The 23,184-nt window shown below is 38.9% G+C and carries 3 protein-coding genes; all 3 read left to right on the top strand.

The window, feature by feature from the left end; genetic code table 11:
- Positions 1 to 3 precede the first annotated feature (3 nt).
- The 3 genes from RM049_RS22940 (at position 4) to RM049_RS22930 (ending at position 23,172) form a co-directional block, all read left to right on the top strand.
- Entirely contained in the window at positions 4 to 11,676 is an 11,673-nt protein-coding gene (locus RM049_RS22940; protein ID WP_322705803.1) for an SDR family NAD(P)-dependent oxidoreductase, read from the top strand.
- Positions 11,677 to 11,756: 80 nt separating this feature from the next.
- Positions 11,757 to 12,686, top strand: coding sequence for an SAM-dependent methyltransferase (locus RM049_RS22935; protein WP_322705802.1), 930 nt, complete (start codon positions 11,757 to 11,759; stop codon positions 12,684 to 12,686).
- A gap of 37 nt (positions 12,687 to 12,723) precedes the next feature.
- The gene (locus tag RM049_RS22930; RefSeq protein ID WP_322705801.1) at positions 12,724 to 23,172 is read left to right on the top strand and encodes a non-ribosomal peptide synthetase/type I polyketide synthase; all 10,449 of its coding nucleotides are present in this window, start codon (positions 12,724 to 12,726) and stop codon (positions 23,170 to 23,172) included.
- Positions 23,173 to 23,184: the final 12 nt, after the last annotated feature.

Genomic DNA, 23,184 nt, shown 5'->3' with positions numbered 1-23,184 from the left:
TTTATGGATATATCAGATAACGACAAGTCTATCCAAGCGAGAGTGTTTAAGGCACTGAATGAAGCGAAGGAGAAATTAAAGGCTGTTGAAGCTCAACAAAGCGAACCGATCGCAGTTGTTGGTTTGGGTTGTCGTTTTGGTAAAAATATTTCTACTCCTGAAGGATTTTGGTCTTTTCTGAAAGCTGGTGGTAATACACTCAGAGATATCCCTGGCGATCGCTGGAATATATCTGATTTTTATGACTCAGACCGTGGTAAACCTGGCAGAATTTATGTATCTCAAGGCGGTTTTCTCGATGATGTCTCGATGTTCGATCCGCACTTTTTCGGGATTGCACCGCGAGAAGCTTTGCATATCGATCCCCAGCAAAGATTACTCTTAGAAGTTGCCTATGAGGCGTTAGAAGATGCTGCTATGGCTGCGCCTAACGCCAGAATCGGCAAAACTGGCGTTTTTATTGGCATCACAAACAACGATTATGCTCGTCTGATTGCACCAGGAGGAGATTATAACACAGTTGGTGCTTATCATATCTCTGGCAACCATCTAAATGCTGCTGCCGGACGCATTTCTTATCTTTTGAATCTCAATGGCCCCAGTCTGGCGATCGATACGGCGTGTTCTTCTTCGTTGGTAGCAGTTCATCTGGCTTGCCGTTCTTTACGGGCGCAGGAATGCCGACAAGCGTTGGTGGGGGGAGTGAACTTAATTCTCACGCCGGAAGTGCCGATCGCATTGTGCAAAAATCAGATGTTAGCTGCTGACGGTAGGTGCAAAACCTTTGACGAAAGCGCTGATGGGTTTGGGATTGGTGAGGGTTGCGGAGTTGTCGTTTTAAAAAGATTGAGTGAAGCCTTAGAAGATGGCGATCGCATTTGGGCGTTAATTCGGGGAACAGCCGTAAATAACGATGGTGCGAGTGGCGGCTTTACAGTTCCTAACGGCCCGATGCAGACAGATTTAATTCGTGAGGCTCTCGCTGACGCTCGTTTAAGCGCCGATGCTATCGATTATATCGAGGCTCACGGTACTGGTACATCTTTGGGAGATCCCATTGAAATTAAAGCGATGGCTGATGCTTTGTGCATCAATCGCTCTCCATCTCAACCTTTGTTAGTCGGTTCGCTCAAAACAAATCTCGGTCATCTGGCGGCGGCGGCAGGAATTTCTGGTTTGATCAAGACTGTATTATCTATCTACCATGCTGAAATTCCGGCTCATCTCAATTTGCAAAAACCAAATCCTCATATTAATTGGGATAGCTTACCGTTAGATGTGGTGACACAAACTCGTCCTTGGACTGTTAACAATGGCAAGATGAAAGCAGCCGGAGTCAGTTCATTTGGAGCATCGGGAACTAATGCTCATGTTATCTTGAGCGAACCTCCACAAGTACAATCTGCGACTACAAATATATTTCCTGTACTGGTTACTCTGTCTGCTAAAGATGATGAACGTTTGCGTTTGTTGGCTACTAACTTCGTTAATTATATTGACCAAAAAGGTGATGTTAACTTAACTGATATCGCTTTTTCTCTAAATACAGGTCGTTTTCACCATCAACAAAGATTATCTTTATTAGTTTCCAACACTGCCAATTTTCGAGAACAGCTTCAGGCTTTTGCTAACGATAATAGTCGAGAAACTAATATTATTCACAGCGAGGTACAAGCAAATCCAAAAATCGCTTTTGTTTGCAATGATCTCAAGATATTCTCTGGGATTGGGAAAGAAGTTTTTGTCAATGAACCTGTATTTCGTGATGCTTTGATTCGATGCGATCGCCTATTTCAAAATTATTTAAATTTCTCTCTAGAAGACTTACTCGATAAAAATCAAAATATAGACGATCCTTTATATGTTCAACCAGCAGTATTCACTCTGCAATATGCTCTTTGTGAACTCTGGAAATCTTGGGGAATTCGCCCTTCGGCAATTTTCGGCTATGGTTCGGGCGAGTATATTGCTGCTCAACAAGCTGGAGTTTTTTCGCTGGAGGATGCAGTTAAGTTAGTTGCAACTCGCGCTCAATTATCTGGAGAAAGCAAATTTTTAGCTTTTAAAAAAGTAGCTGAAGAAGTTTCTTATAACAATCCGCAACTCACTTTAATTTCCAGTTTGAATGGTGAAGTTGTGAGTAATTCTATTAAAACTGCCGCTTACTGGGTGCAACAGCTACGTCAATCAGGCAATATTGATAAAGGAATTGCCACTCTGCATCAGATGGGTTATAAAATATTTCTAGAAATTGGAAATCAGCCTACTTTAGCTAATATAGAGCGTAGTAATTTACCTACGAATGAAATTCTTTGCTTATGTAGTTTAGCGAAAGATTGCAGTAATTATCAGCAAATACAAACAGTCTTAGCCGAACTGTATGTACGAGGTGTAAATATTAATTGGAAAGAATTTCATCGTTCTCGCTCAGGGCAGAAAATTAGTTTACCCAATTCTCCTTTTCTTCGCAAACGCTACTGGATAGACTCTGCTACTAAATCCGATCGCCCTCATTCTGGACATCCTTTACTAGGCGATCGCTTCTCCTCTCCTCTATCTTCTATTCAATATCGAGCTAGTATTAGTCAAAATAGCCCTGCATTTTTAGCAGAACATCAAGTTTTTGAGAAACCGATATTTCCCGGTGCAGCATTTATCGAAATGGCGTTAGCGGCGACAGAAATTCAAGCAGTAAGTTTAGAAAATATTGGATTTAAAAAAGCATTATTACTGCAACAACAAGAAGATACACTACAACTAATTATTGGCCGAAATAACTTTCAGATATATCATCAAAGTAATAATAGCTGGGATGAACTTGTTAGCGGAAAAATTGAGGATTTAAAGTCACTAAATATAAGTCGCCAAAATTTAGCACAATTAGCTGCTAATTATCCAGAACAGCTTGATGTTAATTCATTTTATGAAACCTACCAAAAATCGGGAGTCAATTACGGTAGAAGCTTTCAAATAATCAATCAGCTTAAATCTGGGAAAAATAGTGCATTTGCTGAAATAAAATTAACAAATAGTCAGAATTTAGAAGCGAAAAATTATCGTTTTCATCCGGCGATGTTGGATGCTTGTTTTCAGGCGATCGCTGCGATTTTATTTCAGCAAGAATCATCTGTAACTTATGTACCAGTCCGCATTGCTAAATTTCAATTCTTCAACTCTCCAAGCGATCGTGTTATCAGTGCAGCTAGACTAACTAAAAGTTCTGATAATTTTATTATCTCTGATATTGATATATATTCAGAACAAGGCGATTTACTAGTAGCAATTACAGGATTTGAACTCAAATCTGTTCAGCGCCAAGAACTTATCCACCATCAAAACGAACCACAATCTTACCTAGAAGAGTGGATTAGTTTAGCACCATTATTACCTGATGGTAGAGAATCTCTAATAACTCCTGATGTCATTAAAACTCAAGTCCAACCACAGGAATTAGAACAGCAATTGGCAAATAAATTGTCCCAATACGAACGCTTGCTTAAAGAGATGGAAAGTTTAAGCGTAAGTTATATATGGGAAGGTTTAAAAGAGCTTAATTGGCAACCAGAATTAGGTCAAATTTATCAAGAAGAACAAATTGCTGTTCGAGGTGGAGTAGTTGATTTTTATCGCCCTTTATTATCGCGGTGTTTAGATATTCTAGCGGAGGAGGGTATTCTTAATCTGCAAAAAAATGACTGCTTATTCACCAAAGAACCAGAGATACTTGCATCTCAATTGCAAGTCCAAAACCTCCGCAGCGAATTTTCTGATTATCTGGCAGAAATTAATTTAATAGAACGTTGTGGTTCGGCTTTAGCTGCGGTAATGCGTCGCCAAATTGAGCCGTTAGAATTATTATTTCCTCAAGGCGATTTGAATGCGATCGCATCTGTATATTCTGATGCGGCTGGTGCTAAGTTGATGAATGAACTAGTTGCAGCCACAATTAAATGTGCAGTAGCAAATTTACCAATAAGTCGTCAGCTACGAATCCTCGAAATTGGAGGCGGAACGGGTTCTGCTACCGCAGCAATTTTACCACATTTACCTCCACAAATTGAATATATATTTACCGATATTTCTTCTAGTTTTTTAACCAGAGCCAAAGAAAGTTTTAGTGATTATCCCTTCATTCAATATCAAACTTTAGATATTGAAAAAAATCCCCTGACTCAAGGTTTTCTCCCAGGAAGTTTTGATATTATTATCGCTGCTAACGTTCTTCATGCCACAACAGATATTAACAAAACACTTGAAAATGTCCGTTCTCTAATAGCTCCTGATGCTCTACTAATACTATTAGAAAGTACTGGGGCACGTCGTTGGGTAGATTTAACCTTTGGTTTAACAGAGGGATGGTGGTTATGCAGTCAAGATCCACTCCGAAATGGTTATCCTTTAGTAGATACAGAAAATTGGCAAAATTTACTCGCTAATCATGGATTTGTAGAAGTTAACGTCATCGAACCAACCAAACCAGAGACACGCAATCTATTACGACAAAGCGTCATCATTGCTAAAGAAAATGGCGATCCTAAGTCTGTTTCTCATGAATTAATCTTTGCCGATAATAAAGAAATTGGTCGCAGTTTAATCGCCCCATTCCAACAAAGGGGAGTTGCTTGTTCTCTCATTTTGCCTGAAGAAATCGATCCTGATAACGCCGACGATTATTTATCACTATTACAAAACCTTTTAACGCCAGAAACTTGTGAAATAATCTACCTCTGGGCCTTACAAGAAATAGAAGGCGAAATTTATCAAGCAGTAGAAATTCATTGTAGACGTTTCCTATTTTTACTTCAGGCATTATTACAACAAGAAAATCCACCTGCACTTATTCTTATCACTCAAGGTTCTGTCCCAGCAAAAGAAATCACCACCTTAACTTCTCCAGCCCAATCTTCGTTATTGGGAATCGCTTTGAGCTTAGTTCTAGAGCATCCCGAACTAAATTTTAGAGCAATTGATTTAGATCCTCACGCCCAAGATTTAGGAGAAAAATTATTTAGAGAAATTTACAGCAACACCCAAGAAAACCGCATCGCTTTGCGGGGCGAACAACGCTTTTCTCCGCGTTTGGTAGAGCGCAAACTAGCAGATGGTAACATCAATTTCCGTCAAGATGGCTTTTATCTAATTTCTGGTGGTACAGGCGGGTTGGGTTTAGCTACAACCCGATGGATGATAGAACGTGGCGCTCGTCATTTAGTATTATGCAGTCGCAGTGGTGCAAAAGCTCTCACTCCTGAAATTCTGGAAAGCCTGCAATCAACTAACACAGATATCCAAATTAAAGATGTTGATGTCACAGATGCAAAGAAACTGTACGCCCTACTAGAAGAATGCCGATCGCAATATCCAGTGCGGGGAATTTTCCACATAGCTGGCACTTTAGACGATACAACATTACTGCGACTGACACCAGAACGTTTTAACCATGTTCTCGCGCCCAAGGTGAAAGGAACTTGGCTATTGCATCAACTAACTCTGAACGATCCTTTAGATTTCTTTGTTTGTTATACCTCTGCGGTGTCGCTAATTGGCTCGGCGGGACAAGCTAATGCTGCGGCTGCCAATGCTTTTGAGGATGCCTTTACCTATTATCGTCATGCACGCAATCTGCCTGCAACAGTCGTCAATTGGGGGCCGTGGAGCGAAATTGGTGCAGCAGTCGATCGCAATGTTTTAGAAAGATTAGCAGCCAAAGGTTATGATGCGATCGCACCCGATTTAGCACTCAATACTTTAGAAAAAATCTTGTTAAATAAGATTGTGCGTGCTGGTGTAATTACTATTGACTGGAAGCGTTTTCCATACATTAATCAAAGTTTTTATCAAAACTTTTTACCCCAAGGAAAAGCTAAATCTCAAACTGCATCAAATATTTTAGAGCAATGGCAAACCGTACCTGTAAAACAGCGCCGCGATTTACTTATCCGCCAGATTAGTTTGCGAGTTTCCACTGTATTAGGATTGTCAACTAAGGAAATATCTCCCCAACAAGGCTTTTTTGATATGGGGATGGACTCACTCACCTCTACAGAACTTCGCAATCTTCTACAAATAGATTTCAACTGCTCTTTACCCACAACAATTACTTTTCGGTTTCCCAATGTGGAAACTTTAGCAGATTATCTCCTGCGAGAAGTTTTAAATATTTCGGAAATACAAACTCCTGTACAAAAACTCAATCCTAATCAACCTAACCCCCCTTTCCTTGTAGAGAATGGCAGTTTCAAAGCCTCTCTCCCAGTGGGGGAGAGGTTTGGCGAGGGGTTATACGGTAAACTTGATGATTTTTCAAACATCCTCTCAGAAAAACCACAGCAAGCAGAAGATCCAATTGTGATTGTGGGGATGGCTTGCCGATTTCCTGGGGGTGCGGATGATTTGGAATCATTCTGGCAACTTTTAGAACAAGGGAAAGATGCAGTCAGAGAAGTTCCAGGCGATCGCTGGGACATTCAAGAGTGGTATCATCCCGATCCAGATACACCAGGAAAAATATATTCTCCTTACGGAGCATTTCTAGAACAAATAGATCGATTTGATGCGGAATTTTTTGGTATTATCCCCCGCGAGGCTGTCGCTATAGATCCTCAGCAACGCTTGCTACTAGAAACTACTTGGCAAGCTTTAGAATCAGCCGGACAAAATCCGCAGCAGTTACGCAACAGTCAAACTGGTGTTTTTGTGGGGGCGATGACTCAAGACTATGCCCAGTTGAGTTATGCACCAGAAGCAATCAACGCCTATACCGGTTCTGGAACTTCTGTAAGTGTAGCCGCCGGTCGTCTTTCTTATGTACTGGGCTTGCAAGGGCCATCAATGACGGTTGATACTGCTTGTTCTTCTTCCTTAGTAGCAGTACATTTAGCTTGCAATGCGTTGCGTAATGGTGAGTGCGATCTTGCCTTGGCGGGTGGTGTCAACATCATGTTAACCCCGGTAATTTCCTTAATTGAAAGTCGCGCTCAGATGCTTGCACCTGATGGACGTTGCAAGACTTTTGATGCGAGTGCTAATGGTATGGTGCGCGGCGAAGGTTGCGGGATGATTGTTTTGAAGCGGTTAAGTCAAGCAATTAAAAATGGCGATCGCATTTTAGCTAGAGTTCATGGTACAGCCGTGAATCATGATGGCCCGAGTAGTGGGCTGACTGTACCTAATGGCGATGCTCAAGAAAAATTATTACAGCAAGCACTGAAGACAGCGAAACTCAAACCAGAGCAAATAGATTTTATCGAAGCTCATGGTACTGGGACTGCGATCGGCGATCCGATAGAATTAGAAAGTATGGCTGCGGTATTTGGCGATCGTCCTCAAAATCGACCTTTAATTATTGGTTCTGTCAAAACTAATTTAGGACATTTAGAAGGAGCAGCCGGAATTGCTGGGTTAATCAAAACTGTTTTAGCTTTACAACACCATAAAATTCCTCCCCATCTTCACTTTCAACAACCCAACCCCCGTTTTGATTGGAGTTCTCATATTTTTGAAGTTCCAGTACATGGAAAAGACTGGCATTCTAGCGAACGAGAACGCATCGCGGGAGTAAGTTCTTTTGGATTTAGTGGTACTAATGCTCATATTATTGTTGGAGAAATTGCATCTAACTCTCCGCAAAAATCCGAGAATAAATTTTACCTACTGCCGCTTTCGGCTCGTTCTGAAAAATCTCTCAAAGAGTTAGCCAAAAATTATCAGTACGCTTTGAATGAGTCTGTTAATTTAGCAGATGCTTGTTTTACTGCCAGTACAGGGCGGGCTGTTTTCCAACATCGATTGTGTGTTTTAGCCGACTCAATTACTACAGCACAGACAGCACTTGCTGATTTCCAAACAGGTGAAGATTCTCATAATGTAATTACGCCAATTTCATCAGAAACTCAACCAAATGTAGCTTTTATATTTTCAGGACAAGGTTCTCAATATTCAGGGATGGGACAAACTCTTTACAACCAAGAACCTGTCTTTAGAAATACTTTGGCTCTTTGTAACAAAATCTTAGAACCTATTTTAGGAAAATCGCTGTTAGATTTAATCTTTCAATTGCCAAATAGCGAGTTGCTCGAACAGACTCAAATCACACAGCCAGCACTTTTTGCACTTGAATATGCACTTGCTAAATTATGGCAATCTTGGGGAATACAACCTTCTGCACTTTTAGGACACAGCATTGGTGAATATGTCGCCGCTTGTTTAGCAGGAGTCTTTTCTTTAGAAGATGCCTTGCAATTAGTCGTCCAACGCGGTCGCTTGATGGGAGAATTACCGCATAATGGGGCAATGGCAGCAATTTATGCTGATTATCAAACAGTAGCAAATTATCTTATTCCATACAAAAATCAAGTAAATATTGCCGCAGATAATGGTGCAATTAATGTCATTTCTGGCTTGAGTGAAATTGTTGATCGACTAGAGAAAACTTTTATAGAACAGGGTTATAAAACTAAACGCTTGGCAGTATCTCATGCTTTTCATTCTCTGTTAATGGAGCCAATTCTTGATGAATTCGCCAAGGTTTTAAATAAAATTTCTTTTCATGAACCAAGCTTGACTATTATTAGCAATATCACAGGTAAACCAATTGGTCAAGAAATTACTACTCCTGATTATTGGCTGCGCCATCTTCGCAACACTGTGCATTTTGGTCAAGGATTTAAATTCTTAATTGACAGTGGTTATCGCCATTTTTTAGAGTTAGGGCCGAAGCCTGTGTTACTGGGTATAGCACGGCTAACTTATCAAATCAAAGAAATATCATGGCTACCCAGTATCGTACCCGGACAAGATGAACAAACTCAGATGTACAGAAGTTTAGCGACACTTTTTGTTAATGGTTATTCTGTAGAATGGACAGAGGTATTTAAGCAAGGAAAGCGGATTCCTTTACCTACTTATCCATTTCAGCGAGAACGTTACTGGCTAAAAAATTCACAATTTTCTGTAGCCGATATCAAAACTAAGTTGCATCCTTTTATTAGCGATGTGAAAAAACTAGCTACGGGAGAATTTATTTTTGAAGGAGAGATAAGTGCTGATAATCCAGAATATCTGGAAGAACACAAGGTATTTGGAAAAATATTATTTCCGGCTACGGGTTTTATTGAAGCAATTTTAGTAGCTAGCCAGAAAATATTTACTGATAATTTGACGATTATTCAAAATGTGTCTATTCATCAGGGATTACTTTTATCTCAATCTCCAACCAGATTACAAATGATTTTTAAGCCTAATAAGCCATTTGGCTATGGTTTTGAAATATTTAGTAGTGATTCGGCAAAAGATAACTGGATTCTCCATGTAACTGGTGAAATTAAACCCAACAATCAAAAAATACCCACATCTGTTAGTAATTGGTCTGATAACAAAGGAGAATCTGTTGAGATTTCCAAATTTTATCAGCTTTATCAGCAGATGGGAATCAGCTATGGTAAGCGTTTTCAAGCTATTCAAGAACTAAATTATTTAAGCAATGGTTCTCAAGCTAAGATTAGTATCGATCGCAGTTTGACAGATCGGCGATATTGTCTGCATCCCGTGCTTTTAGATGCTTGCTTGCAAAGTGTTGGTGCGGCTTTCCCAGAAATTCACGGCCAAGAATTACATTTACCTTATGGTTTCTCTTCATTAGAATTATTTGGCAATCCTGGTACTCAAGCTTGGACGCACATTGATGTTAAATCTAATACTAACGGTGAAATATGCGTAAACGTAGATGTTTACGATGAGCAAGAACAGCTTTGCGCTCGGTTTACAGACTTAACAGCACGGCGTACTAATCCGGCAATTTTACAACGTTTATGGCAGGAAAATGAAAATAATTGGTTTTACCAAATTGAATGGCAAAAGCTTGATACACTTCCAATTTTTACAGGAAACTCTCAAAATTCTTGGTTAGTGTTTGTCCATCCTGGAACAGCATTGAATCAGTCGAGCGATTTATTTAAAAAAGCTGGAGAACGAGTCATCACTGTAGAATTTGGTGATGAATATAAATGCCATTCTCAAAATGAATTTATCATCAATCCATCTCAAAAATCTGATTTTCAACGCTTATATCAAGAAGTATATCCATCGGGAGAATTTCCTACAGGTGTGATTTTTGCTTGGGAAAATGTACCTGATGAAGAATGTTCGGATACAGTTTACAAGAGTTGTCATGCTGCATTGCACTTAATTCAAACTCTTACTACTAGTTGGAAAAAACTACCTGATTTATGGTTAATAACTCGCGGTGCAAATCGAGTGCTAGCCGAGACTGATTTGCAACCTCAACAATCTTCCCTTTGGGGATTAAGCGCAGTAATTAATAATGAATATCCGCAAATTCGTTGTGTATGTTTAGATTTATCACCCACGGTAGAACTGAATGAAGCTGAATTTTTATTCAACGAATTCCACGCTTCTAGCAGCGAGTCACGCCTAGCTTTACGCCAAGGAAACCGCTATGGAGCAAGGTTAGTATCTGCAACAATTCCTACAGCCCAAAAACAGCAGCTAGTTAGCAAAGAAGGAACTTATTTAATTACTGGTGGTTTAGGTAAACTGGGCTTGCTAATGGCTGAGTGGTTATCAGAAATGGGAGCTAAACATTTAGTTTTGTGTAGCCGCAATGTTAAATCTCAACCAGAAGCGATCGCCTCGTTAACTAAAAATGGTACACAGATTACAATTATCAGCGCTGATATTACCTCAGCAGCAGATATGGAACAACTTTTCTCCCGTTTTGGCACAGATTTACCTTCTTTACGTGGAGTAATTCACGCGGCGGCTGTCTTAGATGATGGGCTTTTGAGCAATCAAAATTGGCAAAGATATCAAAATGTCATGCGTCCCAAAGTAGAAGGTACTTTATTATTAGACCGCTACACCCGCAATCTATCTTTAGACTTTTTTGTTGCCTTTTCTTCTGCTGCTGTAATTCTCGGTTCGCCCGGTCAAAGTAGTTACGCTGCTGCGAATGCTTTTATGGATGCTTTAATGCAGCAACGACAAAGTTTAGGATTACCAAGTATCAGTATCAATTGGGGAGCATGGGATACAGGAAATGAAATTGACAAACAACGTTTTGCTAATTGGGGTATTCAAAGTATGTCTTCTGATACCGCCCTCAAATATCTCAGCCAGTTGATTCTGGCTAACGTTTCTCAAGGAGCTATTATTGATATTGATTGGTCTACTTTTTATCAAGCTTTTCAGATTAATCAACCATTCTTTGCCGAAGCGATCGCAATCAAAGAAAATAGCAAAGAAGCAAAATTGTTAAAACAATTAAAATCTGTAGCTGTAGATGAGCGAACAACAACTTTAGCTCAAGGAATTGAGCAAGTTTTACGCGAAGTTACCGGATTAGCCCCAAGTACTGTTATTCCTCAAAAAACCTCATTTTTAGAGTTAGGTTTAAATTCGTTAATGGTACTAGAATTTAAAAATCGGCTAGAAATTAACTTAGCTTGCACTTTACCATCATCTGTAATATTTGATTACCCTAATATCCTAACTCTAACTAATTATATACAAGAGGAAATATTAGCTGATAAGATTGATTTTGAGTTGGATATCAATAAATATAGCGATAGTTTAAATCCTTATGAAAGTCTCAATGAGGATGAATTGGCTGTCCTACTTAATCAAAAGTTAGCAGAGCTTGAGGAATATGGTGAGTAAATATTGAAGCTAATCATTCATAGGGTAGCAAAATTTCAGTTGACCGAAAAGTTTGATTTTATAAATAGGAGATTATAACTTTGGAAAATATTGGCAAAATCCCTTTCAACTATGAATGGCGCAACCGTTGGATAATCATCCAAGATTTTATCCGCAATCCATTTCAGGAAATCTGGTTTTTACGAGATAAATTTGAGGTATCTGAACTTTATACCAGAATAGCCAAACGAGATCGCGATCTGCACGATCCAAATATTCCTCAATGGCTCAACTTTGGCTATTGGAAAGAAGAAACTACTTATGACGGAGCTTGTGCCGCTTTAGCCCGTAAATTAGGAGAAATTGCCGAACTTAGCCCTGGAGACAAAGTTTTAGATGTCGGCTTCGGTTTTGCCGAACAAGATATCCTTTGGGTGCGTGAAAACAATGTAGATGCAATTACTGGGATAAATACTACAGAGCTACAAGTAGAAATTGCTCAAGAACGAGTAGCTAGAGCAGGACTAACCGAACGAATAAATCTTCAGGTAGGCTCGGCAACGGAAATTCCTTGTGAAGACAATTCTTTTGATAAAGTTACAGCTTTAGAATGTGCTTTTCATTTCAATACTCGTGAGGATTTTTTTGCTGAAGCATTTCGAGTTTTGCGCCCAGGGGGGAAACTGGCATTAGCAGATTGTTTGCCTAGAATGGGACGAGATATTGACTTTTGGCTTCGCGTTAATAGCAAGAAAATGTGTATTCCTTTCGCTAACCAATATGACCGACATACTTATGTTGAAAAGCTCAAAAAGCATGGATTTGTAAATATCCAAGCTAGATCAATTAACGAATATGTTTGGCCGGCTGCTGTTCGTTACTTTGCCGAGGTAGGTAAAGGAATTAGTAAGCACGAGCTAGCGATCGATCTTCAGAAAGATAATCCAGGACTTGAAGCTTGGTCGAGAGATAGGGGATGGTTTATGGCTTTTGATGACTATCTTTTATTTTCAGGAGAAAAACCCGATTAGATATTTCTAGAAAATACAAAAACTTGCGGATAGAAGCATGGCTCAAACTACAGATTATAAAAAACTCATAGCATCAACCTTAACAAAAATGGAGGCAATGCAAGCTCGCATTACCGAATTAGAAACCAGACAAAGCGAGTCAATTGCTGTTATTGGGATGGGTTGTCGTTTCCCTGGAGGCATAAATTCCCCTGAAGGTTATTGGAATTCCTGTAAAGCCGGACTTGACGCAATTGTAGAAGTTCCTAAAAGCCGTTGGGATATCTCAAAATTTTATGCTCCAGAACCTACTCCCGGCAAAATGAACACTCGTTATGGAGGATTTTTACAACAGGATATTACAGAATTTGATGCCCGTTTCTTCTCCATATCTTCCCGCGAAGCAACCTCAATGGACCCTCAACAAAGGTTACTCCTGGAAGTGACATGGGAAGCTTTAGAAAACGCCAATTTACCACCAACCAATTTAGTAAGCGATCGCGTGGGTGTGTTTGTCGGTATAACTAGTGTTGACCACGCGATGACAGTCTACAAAAGCAACTATGATGAAATCGATTCTTTTTTTGGTACAGGAAACGCCCTAAGTGCCGCAGCAGGACGGCTATCTTATTTTTTAAACCTCCGCGGCCCTTGTATGTCTATTGATGCAGCCTGTGCTTCTTCACTGGTTGCCATTCACCAAGCTATTCGCAGCTTAAGAAATCATGAATGCGAACTAGCTTTAGTAGCTGGAGTAAATCTGATCTTAAATCCGGCAATTACGATTAACCTTTCCCAGTCGGGGATGATGTCTCCCGATGGTCGCTGCAAGACTTTTGATGCAGCTGCAAACGGTTATGTGCGGGGAGAAGGGTGTGGGGTTTTAGTCTTGAAACGCTTGTCTGTCGCCCAGAAAAATGGCGATCGCATTCTCGCCCTCCTCCGAGGATCTGCGGTCAATCATAACGGTGCCGCCGCCGGGTTGACAGTTCCTAGCGGCCCCGCCCAACAAGATTTACTTCGCCAAGCCTTAGCTGATGCCAGAGTCAAACCCCAGGAGGTAGGGTATATAGAAGCACATGGGACGGGAACTTCTTTAGGCGATCCTATTGAGATGAACGCCATCGCTGCTGTTTATGGAGAGCGATCGCAACCTCTTTACGTCGGTTCAGTTAAGACTAATATCGGACATCTCGAAGCCGCCGCAGGGATAGCAGGCACGATCAAGACAATTCTCGCCCTCCAGCATGGTGAAATTCCGCCTCATCTTCACTTTCAAGAACCTAATCCCCTGATTAATTGGCAAGGGTATCCAATTAAAATTCCCGGTCAAACAATACCCTGGTCTAACAATGGTGAACTCCGCATTGCTGGGGTGAGTTCCTTCGGTTTTTCTGGAACAAATGCTCATGTAATTGTCGAACAAGCACCTGTTGGCAACACACCAGAAATTAAGCTGCAACGTCCGAGTCATCTGTTGACGATTTCCGCTCATAACGAAACAGCTTTAAAAGAACTAGCACGACGTTTTTACACCCACTTAGAATCTCATCTAGAAATCGGAGATATCTGCCATAGTGCGGCAATGGGTAGATCGCCTCTAGCTGAACGATTGGCGATCGTTGCAGATACATTACCAAAATTGCAACAAAAATTAGCGAATTTTGCTGACGAAAAAACTATTGATAATTTTACTTTTTATCAACGTTTCGCAGGAGAAAAACAACCGAAAATTGTCTTTCTCTTCACTGGTCAAGGAGCTTGTTATGCAGGTATGGGTCATCAACTTTACCAAACCCAACCTACATTCCGTAAATATATTGACAAATGTGCAGATATTTTAGCGAATTATTTAGAGTATCCACTACAAGATATATTATTTGGCGATCGCACAGATTTACTCAATCAAACTGCATACGCTCAACCAGCTATATTTGCTCTAGAATATTCAGTTGCCATGCTGTGGCAATCTTGGGGAATCACACCAAGTTTACTAATTGGTCATAGCGTTGGTGAATATGTCGCAGCTTGTATTGCAAAAGTATTTAGTTTAGAAGCAGGTTTAGAATTAATTGTTAAACGTGGGCAATTAATGCAAACTGCGCCTACAGGAAAAATGGCTTCAATTTTTGCAGATGAAGCTACGGTACTTTATCTAATTCAAAACTATAGTAATACAGTTTCAATTGCGGCTATTAACCATCCTCAACAAATTGTAATTTCTGGAGAAATTAATAGCGTTGATGAAATTGTAGCCAACTGCAAAAACCAAAAAATAGCTGTTCAATTACTATCAGTTGACGGTGCTTTTCACTCTCCATTAATAGAGTCAATTTTAGATGATTTTGAAACTGCTGCTCGTAGTATTTCTTACGAGCAGCCCCAAATTCCAATACTTTCAGGAATTAACGGACAAACTATAGCAAATACGCCCGATGCAAGTTACTGGAGACAACAATGCCGTCAACCCGTGCAATTTTTGCAAAGTCTGATTACGGCGTTAAACAAAGGATATAACCTGTTTTTAGAAGTCGGCCCAAGACCAATACTTGCAGAACAAGGTCGCCGTTATAACGATGAAGTTATCTGGCTGAGTTCTCTCAATAGAGGTTTGGATAACTGGCAGACTATGTTATCAACACTAGCCCAACTCTACATTCATGGAGTAAATTTTAACGCCGAAAAATTCAATGAAGATTACGGTTACAGAAATATTCAATTACCAAACTATCCTTTTCAACGAAAAAGATTTCAATTTAAATCTGCTATTTCAGTCGAATCAAGTTCAATTAAAGAAGTGTCTGTAGAAAACGAGCTAATGGAGACCAAGATGACTGTAGCAAAAGTTTCAAATATCCAAAAACATCAGCAAGAAATCGGCAATCAGTTAAAGTCTATCTTGGCTCTGCTTCTAAAAGAAGATGAAAATGATATTAGAGATGATGAAACTTTATTAAATCTAGGAGCAGATTCAATTATTTTGACTGACTTTGCTCGTAAAGTTGAAGAAAAGTTTGGCGTAAAAGTTAAGATAGATCGATTATTTACCGATTTGCAAACAATTGCTGACATAGCTAATTATCTATCTGATTATATTGAACCAAAACCATTAGAAATATCTTCAGTAGCTACTATATTAAATGAAACCTCTAATAAAGTATCTAATTCTGAGTCAGAATTAAATAATTATCTCTGGGTAATTTCCCAATTACAACCGATTAGTATTGCCTATATCTTGAAAGCTTTAAAAGTATTAGGTAAAAAACTAAAGATAGCAGAAAGTTGGACAACAGAAAACTTATTACAAACTTTGCCTATTGCCCCAAAATATCATGTTTTAATTACTCGTTATTTAAAAACTTTAGAGCAAGCTGAAATTATTCAAAATCAAGGTAACATCTGGATAGTACAAAACCTACCTACGCCTTTTTCTTTACCGGAAGCTATAGAAAATCTGCAAACTACTTGTCCAGCAGCAAAACCTGAGTTAGAAATGCTGCAACGCTGTGGAGAAAATCTAGCAGAAGTATTGAAAGGAAATATAGATCCTCTAGAGTTAATTTTCCCAGCAGGTTCCGTGATTCATGCGGAAAGCATATATGGTAATTCTCCGGTATCTCGTTTAATGAATCAACGAGTAGCTCAAGAAATTAACTTCATTTTAAAGAGTTTTTCTAGTAGCGATCGCCCTTACAAAATTATCGAAGTAGGAGGTGGTACAGGTGCGACTTCAGAAGCAATTCTTAATGATTTAAATCTCAATTATGCAACTTATTCTTTTACCGAACTTTCTCCTGTTCTCCTGAATAAAGCACGACAAAAGTTTAAACACAGAGATAATCTCAACTTCCATCAATTAGATATAGAGAAATCACCAGTTTCTCAGGGACTAACAGCACATTCTTATCACATAGCTGTCGCTGCTAATGTACTTCATAGTACCCGAAATATTACAGAAACACTAAATAATATTCGAGAATTACTACTACCTGGTGGTTATTTAGTACTACTAGAAACAGTAGAAAATAATTCCTGGCTTGATTTAACCTTTGGACTTACACCCGGATGGTGGCGCTTTCAAGACAAAGAGTTACGTATAGATACTCCATTGTTAAGTGGAGAAAGTTGGTGTGCTGTTTTAAAACGCTGCGGTTTTGCCACTGCGGATAGTTTTTCTCAACAGAATAATACCAGCATCTACAATGGACAAGAGTTAATTATTGCTTCTACCTCTGCTGAAAGCGCTATTGTTAGCCAAGTTAAAACAGTACTATTATCAACACAAACCTCTGGCAAAGAAGCTTTGATGATGGCTCAACTACAATCTTTAAAAGACCTCAAAGATGTACATGAAAAAACCATTCTCAAGCAATTAGAAATACTCCAATCTGGATCTGTCGCACCAAGCAATACATCAGAAGTTTTAATTAACCAAACAGTTTCTAAAACAAGCAAAATAGAAACTACACCTTTGCCTCAAAAAATTAAAACTGATTCGCCTCAAAAAACTAGTTCTCCTAGTTTAAACCCATTAGCCTTAAAGCTGACTGAGAAGAAATCTTTAACAGAACAACAGCAAGCTTTTATCCAAAAACTAGAGACTATTTATAATCAAAAAACAGCAAAATCTAAGGCATATTCGCAAAACAGCCGAAAGACAATGGTTGATGTTAAACCTACCATTGATTTCCGCATGGCTTTAAAAGAATTTCAGTATCCCATTGTCTCAGAATCAGCCCAAGGTGCATATTTTCGTGATATCGATGGCAATGATTACATCGACTTAGCAATGGGGTTTGGTGTTAACTTTTTTGGGCACAGTCCTGATTTCGTTATAGAAGCAGTTCAGCAGCAAATGCAACACGGAATCGGATTAGGAATGCAGTCTAATATTGCAGCAGAAACGGCTGCTTTAATTTGTGAAATGACAGGTGTGGAGCGAGTCGCTTTTAGTAATACTGGTACAGAAGCAATTATGGCAGCAGTTCGTATTGCTCGTTCGCGGACAAAACGCCAAAAAATTGCTTTATTTTCTGGTTCTTATCACGGTACTTTTGATGGCATTTTAGCAAGAGTTAGAGAGGAGCCAGGAACCGCTCAACCATTAAGTCTCGGTACACCATTAGGAATGGTTGAAGACGTAATAGTTCTTACTTACGGAGCCGAAGAAAGTCTAGAAATAATTGCTGCTCAAGCTGATAATTTAGCAGCAGTTTTAGTAGAACCTGTTCAAAGCCGTAAACCCGATTTGCAACCTAAAGAGTTTCTGCAAAAATTACGAAAATTGACTCATGAAAAAGAAATTGCGCTAATTTTTGATGAAATTATTACTGGATTTCGGATAGCTCTAGGAGGAGCGCAAGAATGGTTTGATATTGACGCAGATATCATAGTTTACGGTAAGGCTATTGGTGGTGGTTTGCCTATCAGCACGATCTGTGGCAAAGCAGATTTTTTAGATACAATTGATGGCGGTTTCTGGAGTTATGGAGATAATTCCCATCCGCAAACAGAATTAACTGCTTATGGTGGAACTTTCTGTCGTCATCCTTTAGCTTTGGCAGCTTGTCGCGCAGTAATGCTACATTTACGCGAACAAGGTGCAACGCTTCAAGAAAGGGTAAACCAATTAACTAATCGATTAGCTACTGAAGTTAATCAGTTCTTTCAAGAAACAGGAATTCCTATCCGCATTGTTAATTTCGGCTCTTTATTTCGCTTTGAACCTTTTGGAGCTTATAGTCTTTTCTTACAACCTATCGAATTACCACTCTTTTACTACTTACTGAATGTCAAAGGTATTTATACATGGGAAAAACGAGTTTGTTTTCTCTCCACTTACCATACCAATAAAGATATAGATAAAGTAGTAACTGCTGTCAAAGAAGCAATTATAGAACTGCGACAAGCGGGTTTTTTTGAAAATGCTAAACCACCGCAAGCAAAGAAAAGAGAAGAAAGCGATCGCTCTGACGATGAAGATGGTAGGAATAATTTAACCCAGAAATTTTCTACCAATGAAGCGCAACGTCAGCTTTGGTTATTGGCAGAATTAGACACAACCGCTTCAGCATCATATAACGTTACTACTTCTTTAGAATTGCGTGGTGATTTAGATATTTCATCTTTGCAGCAAGCGATTAATGAAGTAGTCAACCGCCACGAGGCATTGCGAACCCAAATCTTAGAACAAGGCGAACTCCAAGAAGTTATCAATAGTGTCAAAATTGACCTACCGTTAATTAATTTAATAGATGAAGATAACCCTGAAGCAAGTGCTTTAGAATTAAGAACTCAGTTGTCTCAAAAACCTTTTGGTTTGAGTATCGCTCCTTTATTTGCAGCTGTACTGATGCGTTTAGCACCCGAACATTATCTGCTATCTTTAAAAACTCATCATATCGTTGCAGATGGTTGGTCATTAGGGCTAATTTTGAATGAAATTGGCAAACTTTATTCAGCAAAAATTGGTGTTGTTACAGACTCTTTAGCGCCACCAATGCAGTTTCGCCAATATTTAGCTTTGCGACAGCAAGAAGCACAAAGTTCACAAATGCAAGAGCATCGTGATTTTTGGTTAAAAACTTATGAGGGAGAAATCCCTGTATTTGAGCTGACTACTGACTTTCCTCGTCCTGCTGTCAAAACTTATACAGGGGGTAGAGAAAGTAAAATTATTGCTCCTCAACTGTGGCAAAATTTGCAAATTGTAGGACGCAAAAATCAAGCGACATTATTTATGACAATGTTCGCTGCTTACACAGCTTTTCTGCGTCGAATTTCCGGTCATGATGATTTAGTAATTGGTATTCCCATTTCTGGACGACAATTTGAAGGCAGCGAAACATTAGTTGGCTTTTGTTCGCAATTTTTACCAGTTCGTATTCAGACAGATATTACTACTTCTTTTGTTGCACATCTTCGTCATACAAAAGAAACACTCATAGCCGCTTTTAAACACCAAAGTCACGCTTTAGAAGAGTTATTAGCAGCCTTGCAATTACAACGGGATTTTTCTCGTTCTCCTCTGATTTCAGTCTCTTTCAATATGGATCCTAGTTTAACTCTACCTGAGTTTGAGGGATTAAAAGTATCGCTCCCACCAGAGCCAATTGGCTACACTCCTTTTGATTTAGGCTTTAATTTAATTGAAGTCAATGATGCACTCATTATCTACTGCAACTATAATACAGAACTTTTTAAACCGGAAACTATCAAACAGTTTCTAGAAAGTTTTGAAATTTTAATGGAGGGGATAATTAAAAATGCCAATGGTTTGCTTTCTGAGTTGCCTTTATTAACACAAGTGCAACAGAAACAATTATTGGCAGAATTAATCGGCCCAACAATAGAATTACCTGAAAATTATACCATCGTTGATGACTTCATTGCTCAAGTCAAATTTACGCCAAATGCACCAGCATTAATCGTTGGAGAAACGACTCTTACATATCGAGAATTGAATGATAAAGTAAATTGTTTGTCTAATTATTTACATGAGATATATCACATTACTTCTGGGAAAGCGATCGCACTAGCACTCGGACGCAATCAAAACTTAATTATCGGCATTCTGGCTACTTTTAAAACTGGGGCAACTTATGTGCCGATAGACCCCCAATATCCTAGTAGTCGCATCGATTTTATTTTAAAAGATAGCGGCTGTGATATTTGTCTCACGGAGAGTAATTTTGTCTCCCAATTACCTCAAGAAATCGAAGCAATTTGTTTGGATCGAATCGATAATATTTTGGCAGATTTTGATATCACTGAGCCTAAAGTTAAACCAGATACTAGCCAAATTGCTTATATTTTATACACTTCTGGCTCAACAGGAAATCCTAAAGGAGTTATGGGTCGTCACATCTCTATTTTGAATGTAATTCGGAGTTTACGACTCACATTTGACTTAGATAAACATCCTGAATGGCGCTATATTTTCACTGCACCTGTCACCCACGATCCATCTTTTCGTAATATCTTTTTACCTTTGACAATAGGTGCTGCTTTATATATGTACGAGGTACAGCATATAGGGCATTTAGTTTCCTTTTTACAAGAAAACCAAATTAATGCACTGCACACAACGCCATCTATCTATCGAGAAATCTTAAATGTACTCGAACCTGAAGAAACTATCCCTAGCTTAAAATATATCTCTTCAGGGGGAGAGAAATTAGATAAAGCAACTGCGATCGCTTTACGAAAACGCTTCCCAGCGAAAATTATCAGCAATGTCTACGGTTCCACAGAAACTTGTGTTGGCGTATCTCAATATACAATCGATGAAAATTTAAATACAGACGTACCTCTTGGTCAGGTTTTCCATAACAATCGATTATTTGTCCTGGATGAATTCAATAACACCGTACCTCTGCATATAGTAGGTGAAATTTGCGTAGAAGGTGCAGCATTAGCCGCTGGTTATCGTAATCTTCTCCAAATCACCAAGGAAAAATTTAAATCCAGCTTTCTTAGTTCAGAAAAAATTCTCTTTAGAACAGGAGATTTAGGTAAACAAATTGCCCCAGGTGTGATTGAATTTATGGGGCGAAAAGATAATCAAGTTAAGGTAAATGGCTATCGTATAGATCCAGGTGAAATTGAATACCAACTTAGCCGTTATGCCCAGATTGAGAGAGCAATTGTGTTACCGACATTAAATAATCAAACTCAGTTATCTGCCTATTGTCAAACTGATAAACAGATAGAAATTTCAGAAATCAGAGAATTCCTCTCGAATTTTCTGCCAGTTTACATGATTCCTACTTACTTTGTCTTTTTAAAGCAATTTCCTTTAACTAGACATGGCAAAATTGACTTGCGATCGCTTGTCGAAATCAAGGAAACAGGTAAATTAACCAAAATAGCTTACGCCGCACCGCGTAATACTTTAGAGTCAAAGCTAGTCAATATCTGGGAAAAGATTCTCACTAAACATCCCATCAGTATTTTTGATAACTTCTTTGAAATTGGTGGACACTCTCTGTTACTTTCGAGAGTAGTAAACCACGTTCATAAAGAATTAAATGTACTGGTCAAATTGGCTGACTTCTTTAAAGTTCCCACAATCGTCGGATTAGCAGATTTAATCTCTAAAACCCAATACGATTATCAAAAACCCATACCAGCAATAACTCAGCAAACATCTTATCCTATGTCTTATGGGCAACGCCGCCTTTGGGCTTTAGAATTTCTCGATCGCAACCATAATGCCTACGGAATGCCTAGTGCTTATCAATTCAACGGAAATTTAAATATTGCTGCTTTTGAAAATGCTTTTCAACATTTGATTCAACGCCATGAAATTTTGCGTACTACGTTTACCTTAATAAATAATGAACCGCGTCAAGTAGTACACGAGCAAATGGATTTTGCAATTAAACAGATAGACTTAATGGAATATGAAAAACAAGAAAATATCATTGTTGAAGCTATTTGCAACAACGCCAAAACTACTTTTAATTTGGAAACAGGGCCTTTACTCAAGGTTAACTTCCTAAAACTCAGTGAAGAGAGTTATATAGTTCTGTTTAATATGCACCATATCATTTCAGATGGGTGGTCAGCAGGCGTTTTAATTAAAGATTTCCTCGCACATTATCATGCCTACGGACAACAAAATGTAGAATTACCGCCACCTTTGAGGATTCATTATAAAGACTATAGCTACTGGCAAGACCAGCAGTTGCAAACGTCAAAACTACAAGCACAACGCGATTACTGGTTAGCTAAATTAACTCCTACTCCGGCGCGTCTTGACTTACCTTTAGATCGTATTCGGCCAGCAGTGCAAAGTTTCTCAGGAACTGCGACGATTTGGAAGCCAAAGCCAGAATTAATCAAGGATTTTGAGTTATTAATCAAAACTCAAGAAGCCAGTTTATTTATGGGCTTACTGACTTTAGTCAAAAGTTTTCTCTTTCGCTATACCGAACAAAATGAGATTACAGTCGGCTCTCCCATCGCTGGACGAAATCATCCCGATTTAGAAGAACAAATAGGCTTTTATGTTAATACTTTAGTTTTACGCGACCAAATAGCAGCAGACGAGAGTTTTGCTACTTTACTTGCAAAAGTGAAAATAACAACAATAGAGGCGTATGACAACCAAGAATATCCCTTTGACAAACTAGTATCAGATTTAAATTTCAAACGCGATCCTAGCCGTAATCCCCTATTTGATATTGCAGTTGTACTGCAAAACAATCAAAATGTAGATTTAGCTTTAGATGGAATTACTGTTAACTCTATTGCTCAAGAAATTGTCACTGCTAAATTTGATTTAGAATTCACTTTTGTAGACGAAGGAGAACTATATCTGAAATTAATTTACAACACAGATATATTTGCCAGCGAACGTATTTCCTTGATTCTCAAGTTGTTAGAAGGTCTTCTAGAAGAAGTAGTAAAATCTCCTAATACACCATTATTAAAGCTATGCGATCGCATAGATAACCCCGAACCACAAGATAACAACCTTTTCGCTACCAATTTTAATTTTTAGTCATCTACACAG

This window comes from Nostoc sp. DedQUE04, from assembly GCF_034530995.1.
Lineage (GTDB): Bacteria > Cyanobacteriota > Cyanobacteriia > Cyanobacteriales > Nostocaceae > Nostoc.
The sequence above is the reverse complement of the archived record's forward strand: the minus strand, read 5'-3'. Positions and strand labels throughout refer to the sequence as shown.